This is a genomic window from Bacteroidales bacterium, from assembly GCA_016707785.1.
In the GTDB taxonomy this organism is placed as follows: domain Bacteria; phylum Bacteroidota; class Bacteroidia; order Bacteroidales; family UBA4417; genus UBA4417.
The window spans coordinates 18,993-36,123 of sequence record JADJGZ010000036.1 but is presented as its reverse complement, the minus strand read 5'-3'; the positions used below and the strand labels follow the sequence as shown (position 1 = coordinate 36,123).

17 protein-coding genes and 1 pseudogene are annotated in these 17,131 nt (G+C 42.5%); 12 read left to right on the top strand and 6 right to left on the bottom strand.

The genetic code is table 11. The annotated features are described in order from the left end of the window. Positions 1–24: 24 nt before the first annotated feature. From IPH84_16460 to IPH84_16420, 9 genes and pseudogenes are all read left to right on the top strand, one after another. On the top strand, positions 25–1,905 hold the full coding sequence (locus IPH84_16460; GenBank protein ID MBK7174780.1) for a tetratricopeptide repeat protein: 1,881 nt from the start codon (positions 25–27) through the stop codon (positions 1,903–1,905). 80 nt (positions 1,906–1,985) lie between these two features. Then, positions 1,986–2,378 carry a polymer-forming cytoskeletal protein gene (locus IPH84_16455; GenBank protein ID MBK7174779.1) on the top strand — a complete coding sequence of 131 codons (393 nt, stop codon included), beginning with the start codon at positions 1,986–1,988 and terminating at the stop codon, positions 2,376–2,378. Next, complete coding sequence (locus tag IPH84_16450; protein ID MBK7174778.1) at positions 2,365–2,583, top strand: AtpZ/AtpI family protein; 219 nt, start codon at positions 2,365–2,367, stop codon at positions 2,581–2,583. The genes IPH84_16455 and IPH84_16450 overlap by 14 nt, the downstream gene beginning before the upstream one ends. A 5-nt stretch (positions 2,584–2,588) precedes the next feature. Continuing rightward, complete coding sequence (locus IPH84_16445; protein MBK7174777.1) at positions 2,589–2,987, top strand: hypothetical protein; 399 nt, start codon at positions 2,589–2,591, stop codon at positions 2,985–2,987. An 83-nt stretch (positions 2,988–3,070) separates the two neighbouring features. Next, positions 3,071–3,505 (top strand): 6-carboxytetrahydropterin synthase, encoded by a 435-nt coding sequence (locus tag IPH84_16440; GenBank protein ID MBK7174776.1) that lies wholly within the window; start codon positions 3,071–3,073, stop codon positions 3,503–3,505. Between the two features lie 81 nt (positions 3,506–3,586). After that, the gene (gene folE / locus IPH84_16435) at positions 3,587–4,207 is read left to right on the top strand and encodes a GTP cyclohydrolase I FolE (GenBank protein ID MBK7174775.1); all 621 of its coding nucleotides are present in this window, start codon (positions 3,587–3,589) and stop codon (positions 4,205–4,207) included. Between the two features lie 70 nt (positions 4,208–4,277). Then, entirely contained in the window at positions 4,278–4,997 is a 720-nt protein-coding gene (locus IPH84_16430; protein ID MBK7174774.1) for a Bax inhibitor-1/YccA family protein, read from the top strand. Between the two features lie 122 nt (positions 4,998–5,119). After that, positions 5,120–5,998, top strand: a complete 879-nt coding sequence (gene fabD, locus IPH84_16425; protein MBK7174773.1) for an ACP S-malonyltransferase — start codon at positions 5,120–5,122, stop codon at positions 5,996–5,998. 31 nt (positions 5,999–6,029) lie between these two features. Beyond that, a pseudogene (locus tag IPH84_16420) lies at positions 6,030–6,285 on the top strand (nucleotidyltransferase domain-containing protein). 282 nt (positions 6,286–6,567) lie between these two features. Here the strand turns inward: IPH84_16420 and mgrA are convergent. Then, positions 6,568–7,572, bottom strand: a complete 1,005-nt coding sequence (gene mgrA / locus IPH84_16415; GenBank protein MBK7174772.1) for an L-glyceraldehyde 3-phosphate reductase — start codon at positions 7,570–7,572, stop codon at positions 6,568–6,570. Between the two features lie 213 nt (positions 7,573–7,785). Between mgrA and IPH84_16410 the strand changes: the two genes are divergently transcribed. Beyond that, the gene (locus IPH84_16410) at positions 7,786–8,652 is read left to right on the top strand and encodes a lysophospholipid acyltransferase family protein (protein ID MBK7174771.1); all 867 of its coding nucleotides are present in this window, start codon (positions 7,786–7,788) and stop codon (positions 8,650–8,652) included. Here the strand turns inward: IPH84_16410 and IPH84_16405 are convergent. The 5 genes from IPH84_16405 to IPH84_16385 all read right to left on the bottom strand — a co-directional run bounded on the left by IPH84_16405 (position 8,649) and on the right by IPH84_16385 (position 14,829). Then, positions 8,649–10,436, bottom strand: a complete 1,788-nt coding sequence (locus IPH84_16405; GenBank protein MBK7174770.1) for a long-chain fatty acid--CoA ligase — start codon at positions 10,434–10,436, stop codon at positions 8,649–8,651. The genes IPH84_16410 and IPH84_16405 overlap by 4 nt on opposite strands. A 122-nt stretch (positions 10,437–10,558) precedes the next feature. Continuing rightward, a complete protein-coding gene (gene rfbB / locus IPH84_16400; protein MBK7174769.1) occupies positions 10,559–11,611 on the bottom strand; it encodes a dTDP-glucose 4,6-dehydratase in 1,053 nt (350 codons plus the stop codon). Positions 11,612–11,698: 87 nt separating this feature from the next. Next, entirely contained in the window at positions 11,699–12,733 is a 1,035-nt protein-coding gene (gene galE, locus IPH84_16395; GenBank protein MBK7174768.1) for a UDP-glucose 4-epimerase GalE, read from the bottom strand. A 194-nt stretch (positions 12,734–12,927) separates the two neighbouring features. Beyond that, positions 12,928–13,512 (bottom strand): N-acetyltransferase, encoded by a 585-nt coding sequence (locus tag IPH84_16390; protein MBK7174767.1) that lies wholly within the window; start codon positions 13,510–13,512, stop codon positions 12,928–12,930. Between the two features lie 183 nt (positions 13,513–13,695). Further along, positions 13,696–14,829: a DegT/DnrJ/EryC1/StrS family aminotransferase gene (locus IPH84_16385; GenBank protein ID MBK7174766.1), complete on the bottom strand. Its 1,134-nt coding sequence runs from the start codon at positions 14,827–14,829 to the stop codon at positions 13,696–13,698. A gap of 200 nt (positions 14,830–15,029) precedes the next feature. On the opposite strand from IPH84_16385, the gene IPH84_16380 reads away from it, so the two are divergent. Both IPH84_16380 and IPH84_16375 read left to right on the top strand, forming a co-directional pair. Next, positions 15,030–15,803: a hypothetical protein gene (locus IPH84_16380; GenBank protein MBK7174765.1), complete on the top strand. Its 774-nt coding sequence runs from the start codon at positions 15,030–15,032 to the stop codon at positions 15,801–15,803. A gap of 24 nt (positions 15,804–15,827) precedes the next feature. Further along, positions 15,828–17,087 carry a 3-deoxy-D-manno-octulosonic acid transferase gene (locus tag IPH84_16375; protein MBK7174764.1) on the top strand — a complete coding sequence of 420 codons (1,260 nt, stop codon included), beginning with the start codon at positions 15,828–15,830 and terminating at the stop codon, positions 17,085–17,087. The last annotated feature ends 44 nt before the right edge of the window (positions 17,088–17,131 follow it).

Genomic DNA, 17,131 nt, shown 5'->3' with positions numbered 1-17,131 from the left:
ATGGCCTTCAATGCCAGGATCAATATGGCCAAGGCTTTCGATATTTATACAGGGGATAAGAGCAACCTTGAGAAACAACTCAAACGGATGGTGAAAGACACCAAGAACAAGGAGTTCCTCGACCAGGTGTATTTTGCCCTTGCTGAACTGGCGCAGTTGGATAATAATGATACCCTGGTGATGCATTATCTCAGGCTTTCTGTCAGTAACAGTGTCAGCAACGACTATCAAAAAACGACTTCTTCCCTCCAATTGGCTGAAATGTGTTTCACAAAACAGAAATATGAGGATGCGAGGGCCTATTATGATACTACCCTGCAGGTTTTACCTATCGATTATCCGAATTACGAAACCATCAGTACCCGCACTGCAACCCTCACCGAACTGGTAACCAATCTCCAGGTGGTTCAGTATGAGGATAGTATGCAGATGCTGGCCAGGATGCCTGAGGCAGAATTAACGGCTCTCATCACCAAATTGGTGGATGAATATAATAAGAAAGAACAGGCCAGGTTGGAAGAGGAAAGGCAGCAGCAGATGGATATTGCAATGGCGATGGGAAACCAGAATCAACAGCGAAACGAAAGGGGCATCCAGGACCTGGGAGGCGGAGGCTGGTACTTCAACAACCCTTCAGCTATCAGTATGGGTTATACTGAGTTTATGCGGAAATGGGGAAGAAGGAAACTCGAGGACAACTGGCGATTAATGAACAAGAGAGCAGTTACTACATTTTCATCAGAAGAAGGTGATGCCGGGGAAACAGGAACTCCGGGCGATTCCGTTGCTGCAGGAGGAGGTAAAGCAGGAGGACTGGAAACTATTGACCCTAAAGATCCCAAATCCTACATGAAATTGATTCCAAAATCGCCTGAAGCGCTTGAAGCATCGAATACACAAATCTCAGAAGCCTTGTTAAATCTTGGATACATCTACAAAGACGGATTGCATGATATTCCTCACTCACTGGAGGCTTTCGAAGAACTCCTTGAGCGATATCCCGACACCAAGTATGCCCTAAATATCTATTACCAGCTTTATCTCATGGGTAAAGATATTCCAGATGAAGCCCTGGCAGCAAAGTATAAAGAAAAAATCATGACAGGGTATCCTACGAGTGATTATGCGCTGATTATCGAAAATCCGGATTACAATAATGAAGTATTGGCTAAGAAAAACCGGATCAACACCCTTTATGAGGAGACTTATCAAGCTTTCACCAGGGGACAATACAGGATGGTCCTGCTTTACAGTAATGAAGCAACTACCAATTACAAGGACAAAGACCTGATTCCCAAATTTGAATACCTGAAAGCCCTCGCTTTGGCTAAGGTTGAAAATACCGATACAATGCTGGTAGTTTTAAATAAGGTTGTAAAGGCCTACCCAAGTAGCTCCGTAACCCCATTAGCCCAGGAGATCCTCAATAAATATGGCAAAGGAACACCAGTAGCCACCACTACAACTACAGGTGACACCTTATCGACCTCAGTAACGGCAAGTGTTGGATCCAGCAGTGATACAGTTGTACCTGCCATTTATAAGGTGAATCCCAATCAAACCCATTTCTATATCATGATGCTGAATGAAAGAAATGTGAATGTAAGTGCAACCAAAATCCGAATTTCTGACTTCATTTCGAAGAGCTTCAATAATGATAATCTATCTGTAAATGCTATCCTTCTTGATGCCGGCTGGCAAATGATTACCATCAGCAGTTTCAGAAACGCCACGGCCGCTATTAATTTCTTCAAAACTATACAACAAAGTGAATATGTGATGCTGCCCCTGAAAGATAGCGATTACAAGCATTTTGTCATATCAATGGAGAATTATCCGATCTTCTACAGGGAAAAGAAGTACGATGGTTATATCAATTTCTTTAACAAGAATTATCCTCGTTAAGGAAATATCATAATAAGCACTTATTTTTGCCTTATATGCATTATTTTTGCTTTCAGCGAAAATGATTAAAATCATTCCATATGTCAAAAACCATACTTCCCGAAAATCCTTCGGTCAACCTGATCGGCAATGGCACAGAAATTACCGGAGATATTATTTCGAACGGAGATATTCGAATTGATGGAAGCCTTAAAGGAACCATAAAATCTTCAGGAAAAGTTGTGATTGGATCAACCGGAAGAATCGAAGGAGAAATTATTTGTCAGAATGCTGATATTTCAGGGGAAGTGAAGGCGCATCTCAAAGTGAATGAGCTGCTTAGTCTGAAAGCTAGTGCTGTTGTATCTGGGGATATTCTCACCAATAAGCTGGCAATTGAACCTGGAGCCGTTTTTACCGGAGCTTGTAGCATGGGTAATCATGAAATCCCAAATGAAAAAATCTCCTACGCCACCGAAAGTGTCATCGCCTGAAGAAGGCAAAAAACAACTTAGTGGTTATGCAAGGTATTCGAACCTGGCATTCCAGATGTTTGCTATTATTGGTGTGGGTGTTTTCGGAGGTGTAAAAATTGATGAATGGCTCAACCTGAAATTCCCTGTTTTTACCCTTATCTTATCTGTACTGGCTGTTTCTGCAGCCATCTATTCAGCCATTAAGGACCTTATCCGAAAATAAGTTTTATGAAAGAAATGCTTACCCGGTTTGCAAAGAACCTTGCTATTATATCCCTCCTGATTTCCATAACTGCTGCAGGTCTAGCCTATTTCCTCCCGGCTCTTTATAGTCCGGCATTGCCCTGGCTAATCCTTTTGTTCATTTTCTCTACCTCATTCCTGTATTACATCCTGCTGAAGGCAAGTACAGGTAAATTCAACAGGTTTACCAATATTTTCATGGCTGCCAGTGTCATCAAACTATTGCTGTTACTGGTCCTGATTACATTCTACCTGTATTTCTTCAAGACTGATGCCATTCGTTTTGTCATCAGCATCTTTGTTCTCTACATCGTTTACACCTTGTTGGAAGTCATATGGCTTCTTAAAATCAGTAAAATGGGCAATACCGCCGGGAAGCCATGAACCAAATTCTATTTTGTTTGTTTATCAAATACTAAACAAAAGTTAAACAACACGAACAAATCCCATTACTTTAAAAAGCCCCGATGATTTATGTAACACGCCGGGAACGGTTCAATGCAGCACACAGGTTATTCCGCCCAGACTATAGTGACACTAAAAACCTGGAGATTTTCGGAAAATGTTCCAATCCCAACTGGCATGGTCATAATTACACGCTTTATGTGACTGTGAAAGGAGAGGTAAACCCTGAAACCGGCTTCCTGATGAACCTGAAAGATCTCAGTGAACTCGTTAACCGATTGGTTATTGAGAAACTGGATCATAAGAATATAAACCTGGAAGTTGATTTTTTGTCAGGAGTACTTGCTTCTGCTGAAAATATTGCCATTGGTATCTGGGGAGAACTTGAAAAACCCATTGCAGAACTAGGTTCCGTTTTACACAAAATCCAGCTCTATGAAACAGAGAACAACTTTGTTGAATACTACGGTAATTCTTTAGATAACATCCGGGGTTGAGTTCTTAAGAAAAGTACAATTTAATTGTTAAAAGACATTACGATGAGCAGTGAAATAGTAAAAGGAATGATCATAGAAAACATGATGGATGATTACCCTCAGCAGGACGGTTACGAAAAACGCGACCTGTACAATGTTCAGACTATCAGTGAACTTGCTGTACATTACAAAGAGATATTGAAGTTGATTGGTGAGAATCCCGAGCGTGAAGGCCTGATGAAAACACCGGAAAGAGTTGCCAAAGCTATGCAATACCTAACTCATGGGTATGATCTGGATCCTGATGAGATCTTACGCTCTGCTATGTTCAGTGAAGATTACAAACAGATGGTTATTGTGAAGGATATTGAGCTGTATTCAATGTGCGAGCATCATATGATCCCGTTTTTCGGCAAAGCACATGTAGCCTATATTCCAAACGGGCATATTGTTGGACTGAGTAAAATACCCAGGGTTGTGGATGCATTCGCAAGAAGGCTGCAGGTACAGGAGCGGCTTACTACGCAAATTAAGGAATGTATCTATAATACCCTTAAACCCCTTGGAGTCGCAGTGGTTATTGAAGCTCAGCATATGTGCATGAGCATGAGAGGAATACAGAAACAAAACTCAGTGACCACGACCAGTGATTTTACCGGCGCCTTCCTGGTGGATAAGACCAGGGCAGAATTCATTCACCTGATCGGATCAAGATTGCATTGATTTCACAAAAGTTGGGAAATTTAATTCTCAGGATTATGTAATTTTGCAAAAAATAAATTTAAAAGAAACTATGAACGAGAATCAATATAATACACTTCCGGATATTACGCTCAAAGACCAAACCATTGTTCGGACCTTCATGAGCGGAGTATTTTCATGGATGTTTATTGCACTGGCCCTCACTGCCGGAACTGCCTATTTTGTGGCCCAGACACCTGCGATACTTAGTTTGCTTGTTACGGAAACAGGCCTTTCAATTTTTGGATGGATCGTTATGCTGGCTCCCATTGGATTTGTTATGCTCATGTCGTTGCGTTTCCAGAAATTGAGTGCCATGTCGATGACCTTGTTATTCCTTGCCTATGCATTATTGGTCGGATTGAGCCTGAGTTTTATCTTCCTGGTTTATAGTATGGGTTCAATTGCCATTACCTTCGGGGTAACTTCACTTACTTTTGGAGTTATGGCCATTGCCGGATATACTACCAAAACTGACCTCACCAAATTTGGAAGCATCCTTATGATGGCTTTGGTAGGAATAATCATTGCCTCGGTTATCAATTTCTTCCTGAAAAGTGACTCCATGCAGTATATCATTAGTTTTATAGGAGTATTGATATTCACCGGACTTACAGCTTATGATGTACAGAAACTGAAGAATATGAGCGGAGAGATGATTGCCGGCCAGGAATCAACAAAGAAATATGCCATCATGGGAGCATTGGCACTTTACCTCGACTTCATTAACCTCTTCCTGTTCCTTTTACGTTTCCTGGGCAGAAGGGATTAAAATTACTTTCACTTGAATTTCAGGCCGGTTTATTGCCGGCTTTTTTTTTGTCTGGTGACTCTGAATTCTCTATCTAAAAGGAATTTGTATTTTTGCGCCTTCATTAAGCCAAACCAATTATTATGAAAGCATATGTATTTCCGGGTCAGGGTGCCCAGTTTGTAGGAATGGGAAAAGATCTGTATGACAACTTCCCGATTGCGAAAGAGATGTTCGAGAAAGCCAATGAAATACTTGGATACAGGATCACTGACCTGATGTTCGCCGGTACTGATGAGGACCTCAGGCAGACGAAAGTAACCCAGCCTGCTATTTTTCTTCATTCAGTAATTTTAGCAGCCACCCTGGGTGAGAACTTCACACCCGATATGGTAGCCGGCCACTCCCTAGGAGAATTTTCAGCCCTGGTTGCCAATAAAGCCCTCACTTTTGAAGATGGCCTCCGACTGGTATATGCCCGTGCACTTGCAATGCAGAAAGCCTGTGAAGCTGAGCCCTCCACAATGGCTGCCATCCTTGGACTGGATGATGATAAAGTTGAGGTGGTGCTCAAAGATATTGAAGAGGTCGTTGTACCAGCAAACTATAACAGTCCCGGGCAACTCGTGATTTCAGGTTCCTTTAAAGGCATTGAGATTGCCTGTGAAAAACTAAAGGAAGCCGGTGCTAAAAGGGCATTACCTCTCAAAGTAGGTGGAGCCTTCCATTCACCGCTTATGGAACCGGCAAGGGTAGAATTAGCCGCCGCTATTGAAGCCACTCAGTTCAATACCCCTATCTGCCCCATTTACCAGAATGTAAATGCTAAACCTTTCAGTTCTCCTGAAGAAATCAAGGCAAACCTGGTAGCACAGTTGACTTCACCGGTACGTTGGACCCAAACGGTGCAGAATATGGTAGCTGATGGAGGTGATACCTTTATTGAAGTAGGCCCGGGAACAGTACTCCAGGGACTTGTCAAGAAAATTGCCCCGGATGTTCAGGCTATGAGTGCATCATGAGTGTTATAGAGTGTATATTTGTATTGAAATAATGACCACAGATTTTCCCCTTAAGAACTCTAAACCGGAGCTAAACAAGCACGGAATCAGAGAAGTAGGACTATTTGGATCTTATGTCCGTAATGAACAATCCTCTCAAAGTGACATTGATATATTTATCGATTTTGAACCCGCAATTACTGGCGTTTGAGAGACTTTTCGAAAATGAAAAAGTAGAACTGGTGACTAAGAATGGTTTAAGTTGTTACTTAGGACCGGCAATTTTAAATGAGGTTTGTTATGTCTAAAAATGCCGTTAAACATATTAGGGGGGAAAAAAGCTTCATCGACGCGCCTGCGGGGCGACAATTATCCAGGGGGGACTTCGGGGGGGGGGGGTAGGAGGGGGGGGGGGGGGGGGGGGGGGGAAAGAAGTGGGGGAGGACCAACGAAAAACCCCCCGTTTATTACACAGGGGGGGCCCCAAACAAAAAGGGGAAAATTGGGGCGGGGGGGGGGCGAAATATTCCCCCTCTTTGGATCCCGGAACTGAAGATTGAAATCTTTGAAGCGATTTCCAAAATCGATAATCAATAATTAGATGCACTTGTATTCAACAGTGTCTCAATTTGCTTCAGTTCTTCCTGGCTGAAATTCAGTTTTTGAAGTGACTGCAAAGAATCTTCCAACTGACGGACTGAACTTGCACCAATCAATACTGAGGTAACCCTTTCATCTTTCAGCAGCCAGGCCAGTGCCATCTGGGCAAGGCTTTGTCCCCTTTTTCCGGCAATCGCATTGAGTTGCTGAATCTGAGGCATCACCTCAGGCACTCTGTCTTCTTTCAGAAAACCATGAGGTTTTGCAGCTCTTGAATCCCGGGGAATCCCTTTCAGGTACCGGTCAGTAAGCAATCCCTGGGCAAGAGGGGAATAGACTATACATCCGATACCTTCTGCACCTAATACCTGTAAGAGTCCGTTTTCAGCCCAGCGATCAAGCATATTATACCTGGGTTGATGGATCAGGCAGGGTGTCCCCAATTGTTCAAGGATTGAAATTGCTTTCACCGTCATATCCGGGGGATAATTTGATATCCCTGCATACAGTGCTTTTCCTTGCCTGACAATCTGGTCAAGGGCAGTCATAGTCTCTTCCAGGGGAGTATCAGGATCCGGACGGTGACTGTAGAAGATATCGACATATTCCAATCCCATCCGTTTCAAACTCTGGTCAATACTGGAAATAAGGTATTTCCTTGATCCCCATTCTCCGTATGGTCCGGGCCACATCAGGTAACCGGCTTTGGAGGAGATGATCAGTTCATCCCGCCAGGGTTTAAGATCCTGGCTAAGAATTTTTCCAAAATTTGATTCTGCAGATCCGGGAGGCGGCCCATAATTATTTGCAAGATCAAAATGGGTAATGCCCCGGTCAAAAGCTTTTAGAGCAATGGCCCTGGAGGTTTTAAAATCGTCGACATGGCCGAAATTGTGCCAAAGACCTAATGAGACAGCAGGTAACATGAGTCCGCTTTTGCCACAGCGCCTGTATAGCATTTCACGATAGCGTCCCGGTTCTGGTGTATAATCCATAATTGAAGAAAGTATTTGTGTTTTCTGAAGTCTGATTTTTATTGCCCGGAGTTTCTCCTGCAATTTCCAACTGGCATACTTTGAATAGATTCTCATCATCAGTTGAATGTTCCCGAAATCCCGGAATATGATTTTGTCGTCCAAAAGTACAGTAAAGAACTATTGGAAAATCGGTAACTTTGCACCTTTCTCCTGTATCATTCGTACAATATTATGAACCTTATTATAACAGGCATTTTTCTTGTCTTTGTATTCCTGATCGGACTGATTCCATTTCCGGTACTTTACCTTTTTTCCGACCTGATTCGATTTATCCTGCAAAGATTGGTTGGATACAGGAAAGAGGTAATTAGTTCCAATCTAAGGGGCTCATTCCCTGATGCCACCGAGCAAGAAATGCAAAAGATGATTTCTGATGTTTATAAGAATCTGGCGGATGTTACGGTTGAAGGACTGAAAGCCTTTAGCATGACACCAAAACAGGTAAAACGAAGGCATCGGATTGTAAACCCTGAGCTCATAGAATCTTTTTTATCCCAGGGAAAGAGTATCATTGCCGTGCCTGCCCATTTCAATAACTGGGAATGGGGAAGCCTTTCACCGGGATTATTTACCCACTACCCTATCTATGCCTTGTACAAACCCCTGAGCAATAAGTACATTGATCGCTTCGCAAAGTGGAGCCGTTCAAAATTCGGTACATCACTGGCATCAATCTATAAAACGGGAGCATTATTTGAGAAGAATGCTGGTTCTCCATCCATCTATATCATGGCTGCTGACCAGAGTCCGACCAATGTCAGAAAATCGATCTGGGTGAATTTCATGAACAGGGATACTGCATTCTTGCATGGTCCTGAAAACTATGCCCGTCGATACGATATGCCGGTGCTATACGGAGATGTCCAACGAGTGAAAAGGGGATATTATACACTTGAAATTTCTGTAATCGCTGACAATCCAAAAGAATTGCCCGAGGGTGAAATCACCCGCAGATACGCAGGAAAACTCGAGGAGCTGATCCGGAAAAACCCGGGAAGCTGGTTATGGTCGCACAGACGATGGAAATTAACCCGCTAGTACATCTTTTCTATCAATTCCTGGAATTTCAGGTTGATCACTTTCCGTTTTAGCTTCAAGGTACCTGTTAAAGAATCATTCTCGATACTGAATGCTTCAGGTAACAAGGTAAATTTTACAACCCTTTCATAAGGTGTTAACTCCTCCTGGATTTCCTTGATCCTTTCATTGAGAAAACCGATAACTAAAGGGTTATCAATAATTTCCTGGGGGGAATGTTCTGGTAGAATATTTAATTCTGTTCTCAATTTCAGGGTTAAGAAAGAAGGAATGATCAGTGCTGAGATATATTTCCTGTTGTCACCAATCACAATAGCCTGTTCAATAAACGGGTCATTTGAAAGGAGAAGTTCTATCTTTTGAGGTGAGACGTATTTACCGCCGGATGTTTTGAAAATATCATTCAAACGATCCTCCATCACAAGGTTTCCTAAACTGCTGAATGAGCCTTTATCACCTGTGTGGTACCAGCCATCCGTCAATACCTTAGCTGTTTCATTGGGTTTGTTATAGTATCCCTTGAATACCGTAGCTGCCTTCACAAGAATTTCACCCTTTTCATCCATTTTAACTTCTACATCTGGCATTACTGTGCCACAGGATCCGAATTCATAATGGTCGGTGCGGAAACAAGACACTGTTGCAGTAGTTTCTGAAGCGCCGTATCCATAATTCACAAAAATGCCGGTAGCATGGAAGAACCTTAGTAATTCTGTCCTGATAGCTGCACCTGAACAGGGCATGGTACGAATACTGCCTCCGAAAATACTGCGAAGTTTTTGTAAGGTCACTTTATTAGCAATCTTATACTTGATTTGCAAACCCATTGGAATGGGAAGGCTGTCTTTAAGATATTCTGAACGTTCGTAACCAACTTTGATAGTCCAGTCGAAGATTTTTCTCTTAATAGGTGACCATTTGGCTTCTTCAGCACGGATTCCCTCATAGGTTTTTTCAAAAAACCGCGGAACCGTGCACATCAGGGTGGGTTGAGCCAGAGGAAGTTCCTCGATAACAGATTTGGGATTTTCCAGGAATACGAGGGTTACCCCGCAATGGATCATATAAAACGACCAGGCGCGTTCAAAAATATGGCTAAGTGGAAGGAAGCACATGGAAACGTCTTTGTCATTCACATCCAGTCGTTGATCATGGATCTTCAGGCAGCTGATAAAATTGTCCTGTCCAAGCATCACACCTTTCGGTTCTCCTGTTGTACCGGATGTATAAATTATGGTGGCCAGATCGTCGGGTTCAGCTTGTGCAAGAATTTTTTCAAGATCGGTTGTGGAGGCAGCAGCTTGTTTACCAAGTGCCATGAAGTCAGACCAACCCATCAAACGTTCATCTTTACCATCGATTGCAGTTTCATCAAATGAAACAACTTTACGAAGGGTGGAATTATTATTCATCAGCCAAACTGCAGATTCAAGCTGTTCCTTATTCCCAACGAACATCAATTGCATGGAAGTTTCATCCACGATATATTTAACCTGGGTTTTAGAGGCGGTGCTGAAAAATGGCACAACAACCCCTCTGATAGCCATAATCCCATAGTCCGCAATGGTCCATTCAGGTTTATTGGCACTAAAGATTCCGATATTTGATTTAGGACCAAATCCAAGGGAGAGAAGTGAAAGTGCCACTTCATCAACATGGAGCACAACTTCCTTCCAGGTGGTACTTTGATAGGTTTTGGATCCACTGGGCCGGAAACGGAAAACTTCCCGATCAGTATATTGGGCAGCCCTGTTGCGTAAGACTTGTACCAGGTGTTGTTCCATCAGGTAGACTATTATTTATCAAACACGTATAACATGATATGGAAAAATATATACATATTTCTCCATATCTTGAATAAAGGTACAAATATAACATGGAACCTGCAACAGGCACGAAAAAAATCCTACCTGTTCTTATACATATCGTCGTAGTACTTGAGATAATTACCTGTGGTTACAAAATCGAGCCAGGCCTGGTTTGAGAGGTACCATTCGATCGTTTTCTCGAAACCTTCAGCAAAAACTACCTCTGGTTTCCATCCAAGTTCCTGCTGCAATTTTGAGGAATCAATTGCATACCTGAAATCATGCCCCGCACGATCTTTCACGAAAGTAATGAGTTGTTCCGATGTCCCGGGGGCTCGTCCCATCTTCTGATCCATGATTTCGCATAGTTTCTTTACCAGGTCAAGGTTGGTCCATTCATTATTCCCACCGATATTGTAGGTTTCTCCAATTCCTCCCTTATGGAAAATCAAGTCAATTGCTTTGGCATGATCTTCTACAAATAACCAATCCCGGATATTTGAACCGGTTCCGTATACAGGAAGGGGTTTGCTATGTCGGATATTATTGATACACAAGGGTACAAGCTTTTCAGGAAACTGGAAAGGTCCATAATTATTGGAACAATTGGAAATAACGGTTGGCATCCCAAAAGTATGATTATAGGCCCTTACTAAATGGTCGCTACTGGCTTTTGAAGCGGAATAGGGTGACCGGGGGTCATAAGGAGTTGATTCGAGGAACTTACCTTCATCGCCTAATGAACCATAAACTTCATCTGTTGAGATATGATAAAACCTTTTCCCGTCGAAATTGTCCTTCCATATGCTTCTGGCGGCATTTAACAGGTTTACTGTCCCTACAATATTGGTCATAATGAACTCCTTCGGATTCGAGATAGAGCGGTCAACATGACTTTCAGCTGCCAGGTGTATCACAGCATCAAACTTATAGGCTTCAAAAATGGCCATCATAGTGGGTTCATCAACGATATCAGCCTTTACAAACTCATAATTGGGTTTTTGCTCGATATCTTTCAGATTGGCAAGGTTACCGGCATAGGTAAGTTTATCAAGGTTGATGATTTTGTATTGTGGATATTTGTTAACAAACAACCTTACCAGGTGTGAACCGATGAAACCGGCCCCGCCGGTGATGAGTATGTTCTTCATAAAGCGAATTCTGTTGATGGATGAGTTTGTTTAAAATATATTGTATAAAAGGTCAAAATACCTTTTGGTCTTCATTGCTTTTAATGACTAAATAGCTTCAAGCACTTTCTCCTTAAGCTTAAGTTCCCATTTCCAGGCCGACTGGGTCATATCGTCGAGGCTTCGTTCAGCTTTCCAGCCCAGTTCTTCATTGGCATAACGGGTATCAGCCCATACTTTTTCCACATCACCGGCACGACGGTCGACGATGCTGTAATTCAGTTTTTCGCCACTCATCTTTTCAAATGAATGGATTACTTCCAGTACTGAGAATCCATTTCCGGTACCCAGGTTGAAAATCTCGAGGTCTGACTTCCCTTTATTCCCGATCATACGTTCAACTGCTATCACATGTGCTTTTGCAATATCTACCACATGAATATAATCGCGCACAGCTGTACCGTCAACAGTATCGTAATCTCCTCCGAAAACTTTCAGGCTTTCCCTTATCCCTATGGCAGTCTGGGTAATAAAAGGCATAAGGTTATTAGGCGTACCCAGCGGCAGCTCACCTATCAATGCTGAATCATGAGATCCAATCGGGTTAAAGTACCTGAGGGCAATGGCTTTTATACCAGTCACTCCCACAGTAAATCCAAGGATATCTTCACACATCTGCTTGGTATTTCCATAGGGAGACCATGCTTTCTGAACCGGGGCTTTTTCGGTAACCGGCAATTCTTCCGGTTGTCCGTATACTGTGCAGGAAGAAGAAAATACCAGGTTCTGAACCCCTGATAGTTTCATGCCCTCCAGCACGTTGACCAGGGAATAAAGGTTATTATGATAGTACATTAAAGGATTTGCGACGGATTCACCCACTGCTTTGAAAGCAGCAAAATGAATAACACCCACAATATCTTTATGTCTCTGAAAAAAATCGAGAGTTCTTGACTGGTCTGCCAGGTCGAAATGTTCGAACTCAGGAAATATTCCGGTGATGGCTGCAATATTTCCCAGGACTTCTATCCTGGAATTCGAGAGATTATCAACGATCAGCACTTCAAAGCCTTGTTTCTGCAGTTCAACTACAGTATGTGACCCAATATATCCGGTCCCGCCGGTAACTAATATTTTTCCCATTGCGAATAAAATGTTTAAAGAAGGTAAAGATTACCCGTTCATCAGTAATTATTTATAGACAATTACTGCAATTGTAATATGCTAAGTGTCAGTAAAGAGTTGCGAATGGTAAGTGAACGATCCTGCCTAATTTTGCAGGATTGAGATAAGTGTAAGAACATTGATTCTAAAAAAAAGAAGATTACAAATCAGGGCTACCCCAGTTTTGCAACCTTTCCATCTTTAAGTTCGTACTTTTCCTTGCTTTCAGGGCAGGTGGCAATACCCTTCTCATCAAACTTCAGTCGATGGCCGAATTCACTCATCCAGCCTGACTGACGGGCAGGATTTCCTACTACAAGCGCATAGGCCGGAACAGCTTTCGTAACCACAGCACCTGCACCAATGAAGCTGAATGCACCGATTTCATTGCCGCAGACAATGGTTGCATTGGCACCAATTGATGCACCGGTTCTGACAATGGTCTGGGCATACTCAGCCTTGCGGTTGACCGCCGACCTCGGGTTAATTACATTGGTAAACACCATGGAAGGCCCAAGGAAGACATCATCTTCACAAACCACACCCGTGTAAATGGATACATTGTTCTGAACTTTTACATTCTTACCAAGTTTTACTCCGGGCGATACCACTACATTCTGACCAAAATTGCAGTTCTCACCGATTTCACAATTGCTCATAATATGCGTGAAATGCCATATTTTAGTACCTTTTCCTATGATGCAGCCTTCATCAATTATAGCGGTCGGGTGGGCAAAGTATTCTTTTTCGTTTTCCATTTTTCAGGATGTTAATTGACTAATTTGAAAATTTGAAAATTGAGCTCTTTCCGAAGGGGAGTTTTTTCAATCTAACACTTTTAGTCACCAAGAAACAAAAAAGTTAATTGATTGATATTTAACTCTTTGTTCAACTTCGTGACTTTGAATCGGAAATCACAATTCATGCTTGTCGGACAAGCTTTATTTTCGATCGAGGAATTCAAGTACAGCTCCGGTGATATAGTTCAGTTGTTCCTCATCCAGTTCGGTATGCATAGGCAGGGAGAATACGCTCTTCGACAGGCTTTCAGTAACAGGGAAATCCCCCGGCTGATAACGAGGATCGAGATAAGCCTTCTGTAAATGAATAGGCACAGGGTAGTAAACCATTGCAGGAACATCCTTCGAGGCAAGATGTTCAATAAGGCCTGCCCTATCCACTCCGTTCAGTACCAGCGTATATTGGTGAAACACATGAGTTGAGGATGGGAATCGTGCCGGTATCCTGAGTGAGGGATGTCCACCGAAGGCCTTATCATAAGCCGCTGCTGCCTTACCACGGGCAGAAGCATAACTGTCAAGATGCGGAAGCTTAACCTTCAATACAGCAGCCTGTATGCTATCCAGGCGACTATTCACCCCAATATCATCATGATAATACCTTACAGTCATTCCATGATTTACAACTGAACGCAGTTTCTTCGCCAGTTCATCATCATTCGTAAATATTGCACCGCCATCGCCGTAGCAACCCAGGTTTTTTGAAGGGAAAAATGAAGTACAACCCACATGACCAATGGTTCCGACCTTGGCTTTACTTCCGTCGGTTTTTATATAATCGGCACCAATAGCCTGGCAAGCATCTTCAATAACAAACAATCCATGATCCTCAGCAATTTTCATAATAGCATCCATATCAGCACTTTGACCAAAAAGGTGTACTGGTACAATGGCTTTGGTTTTGGGAGTAATAGCTTTTTCAACAGAGGCCGGATCAATATTGAAAGTGTCCGGGTCAACATCTACCAGAACCGGGGTAAGTCCCAGCAAGGCAATTACTTCAGCAGTAGCTATAAATGTAAAGGATGGTGCGATTACCTCATCCCCGGGTTTTAATCCGAGTGCCATCATAGCTACCTGTAAGGCATCAGTTCCATTTCCGCATGGGATTACATGTTTTACACCAAGATAATTTTCCAGGTCGGATTGAAATTCCTTAACTACCGGTCCATTGATAAAAGAAGTGGATGATATTACCTGTCCAATGGCAGCGTCGATCTCAGGCTTGATATGATCATATTGAGCCTTGAGGTCAACCATAGAGATTTTACGCATATTGAAGAAACTTAAAGTTTGATATTGTGAGCAAAGATACAAATTACACAACTTATCAAATTGAAATGCCTGAATCGGGGTTCTTAAATAAATATAAATTGCTCTGTAATGAGTCAAAGTTCAGTGTGTAATCAAGAGACTGTGCATAGGAGTTTTGTATCTTTGCATTTCAATTTGCTGCAATAACTCACCGCTGCGACATGTATTACAGGAACTTTATCCTCATCAGTCTTTTTTGTTTATCCTCCATACTTCTTCCTGTCAGGAAGGTCCTGGCCCAGCAGAGTGCCCGTGATACCCTGAAAATCTCAATGTTTTATCCTGCTTATTCAGTTAGCCTTCCTTTCGGGGATTTAAAAGAGCGGTTTGGATTATCCCACACCATCGGAGGAGGATATACATTCCTGACGAAAAGCCGATGGATGTTTACTGCCGAAGGAAATTTTTTATTCGGGGGAAATGTTAAAAACCTTTCTTCTGTTCTGAAAGGGATTATGACCAGCGACGGGCATGTGATCAATGATGAAGGTACTTTTGCTAACCTGGCTGTTAGTGAGCGTGGTTATACTTTTTGGTTGAAAACCGGAAGACTTTTCCCGTTTAAAACGATGAATCCAAATTCCGGAATCCTGGTAATGGCAGGTGCCGGAATGTTACAACATAAGATCAGGATTGACGTCTCACAAAACAATACACCTCAACTCCGTACCGACTATAAAAAGGGATATGATAGGTTATGCAATGGCCCTGCAATCACTCAATTCATAGGCTACCAGCATATTGACAATAACAAGCGCCTCAACTTCTTCGGTGGCATTGAAATAGTGGAAGCCTGGACCCAATCAAGAAGATCCTATTACTTTGCCGACCGATTAATTCCCAATGAGAAACGTTTTGATATGCAGGTTGGGATAAAGATAGGCTGGCTTGTCCCCTTGTATCGCAAAACCGGCCGGGAATACTATTATTACTAAATCCTGGCTTAAAGCACCCTGGCGATGTTCTTCCTTTATTCCACCGGAATCCGCATATTTGGCCTGATGATAAGGCTCTCAGCCAAATTCAACCATAAGGCCAGGCTTTGGGTGCAGGGAAGGAAACAACTATTTGAAATCCTGGAGAAAGCCATTGAAAATAAGCCAATGGCTAAAAGAGCCTGGTTTCATTGCGCTTCCCTTGGTGAATTTGAGCAGGGGCGCCCCCTGATGGATGCCTTCCGCCTTGAACATCCTGATTACCTGATCATCCTGACTTTCTTTAGTCCCTCCGGTTTTGAAAACAGGAAAAACTATAAGGGTGCTGATATCATAAGCTATATTCCCCTGGATACCCGCGATAATGCTGCCCGGTTCCTGGAAATCATCCGCCCGGATATTGTTTTCTTTGTTAAATATGAGTTTTGGTTCAATATTCTTGACATCCTTCAACAGAAGAATATCCCTCATTATCTTGTGTCAGCCATTTTCAGGGCTGATCAGCATTTTTTCAAATGGTACGGCGACTGGCCAAGAAGTGTCTTAAAAGGATTCACCCATATTTTTGTCCAGAATGAATATTCTGCCGAACTACTTGAATTTGTTGGCATCACTAATGTGAGTATTAGCGGAGATACACGTTTCGACAGGGTCGTTGAGATTTCTTCCCAGGCAAAGCAATTCCCTTTAATTGAGGCTTTTTCAAAAGGTGAAACAGTCCTGGTAGCAGGAAGCACATGGCCTGCAGATGAAGAAATACTTGTAAAGTATATGAATGAAAATCCGGGAAAGGTGAAATTGATCCTTGCTCCCCATGAAATTCACGATTCTGAAATACAGTCCCTTATAAGCCAGTCCGGAATAGCGGCAGCGCGTTATTCAACATTTACAGAAGACCAGTCGGCGAAGACCTCAATACTGATTATTGATTCCATCGGACTGCTATCTCAAATCTACAGGTATGGAAAGATAGCTTACATAGGTGGTGGTTTCGGGGCTGGTATCCACAATGTACTTGAAGCGGCAGTATATGGTATGCCTGTATTTTTTGGACCTAATTACGGGAAGTTTCATGAGGCGATAGAACTAATCAGTGCAGAAGGAGGAATAACATTCCATAACTATACTGATTTCGAAAAAAAGCTGAATCATTTTCTTGAAGATCCCTCAAAACTCTCAAAGTCTTCGGCTGCATCAAAAAACTATGTTATTTCCAGGATTGGCGCTAGTTCAGTAATCCTTGATTTCATTCGCAAAAATTCCATTTATACTCAATCGCAATGAATTTGCCCCATAGGGGAGCCTTTGGTTCAAAGCAGAATTCTTGC

What these genes read in the sequence shown, in the direction of transcription:
- IPH84_16390 (MBK7174767.1), bottom strand. Translation starts at nt 13,512, where the DNA reads ATGGAAAACGAAAAAGAATACTTTGCCCACCCGACCGCTATAATTGAT.
- mgrA (MBK7174772.1), bottom strand. Translation starts at nt 7,572, where the DNA reads ATGGATTATACACCAGAACCGGGACGCTATCGTGAAATGCTATACAGG.
- IPH84_16405 (MBK7174770.1), bottom strand. Translation starts at nt 10,436, where the DNA reads ATGGAACAACACCTGGTACAAGTCTTACGCAACAGGGCTGCCCAATAT.
- folE (MBK7174775.1), top strand. Translation starts at nt 3,587, where the DNA reads ATGATGGATGATTACCCTCAGCAGGACGGTTACGAAAAACGCGACCTG.
- IPH84_16455 (MBK7174779.1), top strand. Translation starts at nt 1,986, where the DNA reads ATGTCAAAAACCATACTTCCCGAAAATCCTTCGGTCAACCTGATCGGC.
- fabD (MBK7174773.1), top strand. Translation starts at nt 5,120, where the DNA reads ATGAAAGCATATGTATTTCCGGGTCAGGGTGCCCAGTTTGTAGGAATG.
- IPH84_16375 (MBK7174764.1), top strand. Translation starts at nt 15,828, where the DNA reads ATGTTCTTCCTTTATTCCACCGGAATCCGCATATTTGGCCTGATGATA.
- IPH84_16430 (MBK7174774.1), top strand. Translation starts at nt 4,278, where the DNA reads ATGAACGAGAATCAATATAATACACTTCCGGATATTACGCTCAAAGAC.
- IPH84_16380 (MBK7174765.1), top strand. Translation starts at nt 15,030, where the DNA reads ATGTATTACAGGAACTTTATCCTCATCAGTCTTTTTTGTTTATCCTCC.
- IPH84_16445 (MBK7174777.1), top strand. Translation starts at nt 2,589, where the DNA reads ATGAAAGAAATGCTTACCCGGTTTGCAAAGAACCTTGCTATTATATCC.
- IPH84_16410 (MBK7174771.1), top strand. Translation starts at nt 7,786, where the DNA reads ATGAACCTTATTATAACAGGCATTTTTCTTGTCTTTGTATTCCTGATC.
- IPH84_16440 (MBK7174776.1), top strand. Translation starts at nt 3,071, where the DNA reads ATGATTTATGTAACACGCCGGGAACGGTTCAATGCAGCACACAGGTTA.
- IPH84_16385 (MBK7174766.1), bottom strand. Translation starts at nt 14,829, where the DNA reads ATGCGTAAAATCTCTATGGTTGACCTCAAGGCTCAATATGATCATATC.
- rfbB (MBK7174769.1), bottom strand. Translation starts at nt 11,611, where the DNA reads ATGAAGAACATACTCATCACCGGCGGGGCCGGTTTCATCGGTTCACAC.
- IPH84_16460 (MBK7174780.1), top strand. Translation starts at nt 25, where the DNA reads ATGGCCAAGGCTTTCGATATTTATACAGGGGATAAGAGCAACCTTGAG.
- galE (MBK7174768.1), bottom strand. Translation starts at nt 12,733, where the DNA reads ATGGGAAAAATATTAGTTACCGGCGGGACCGGATATATTGGGTCACAT.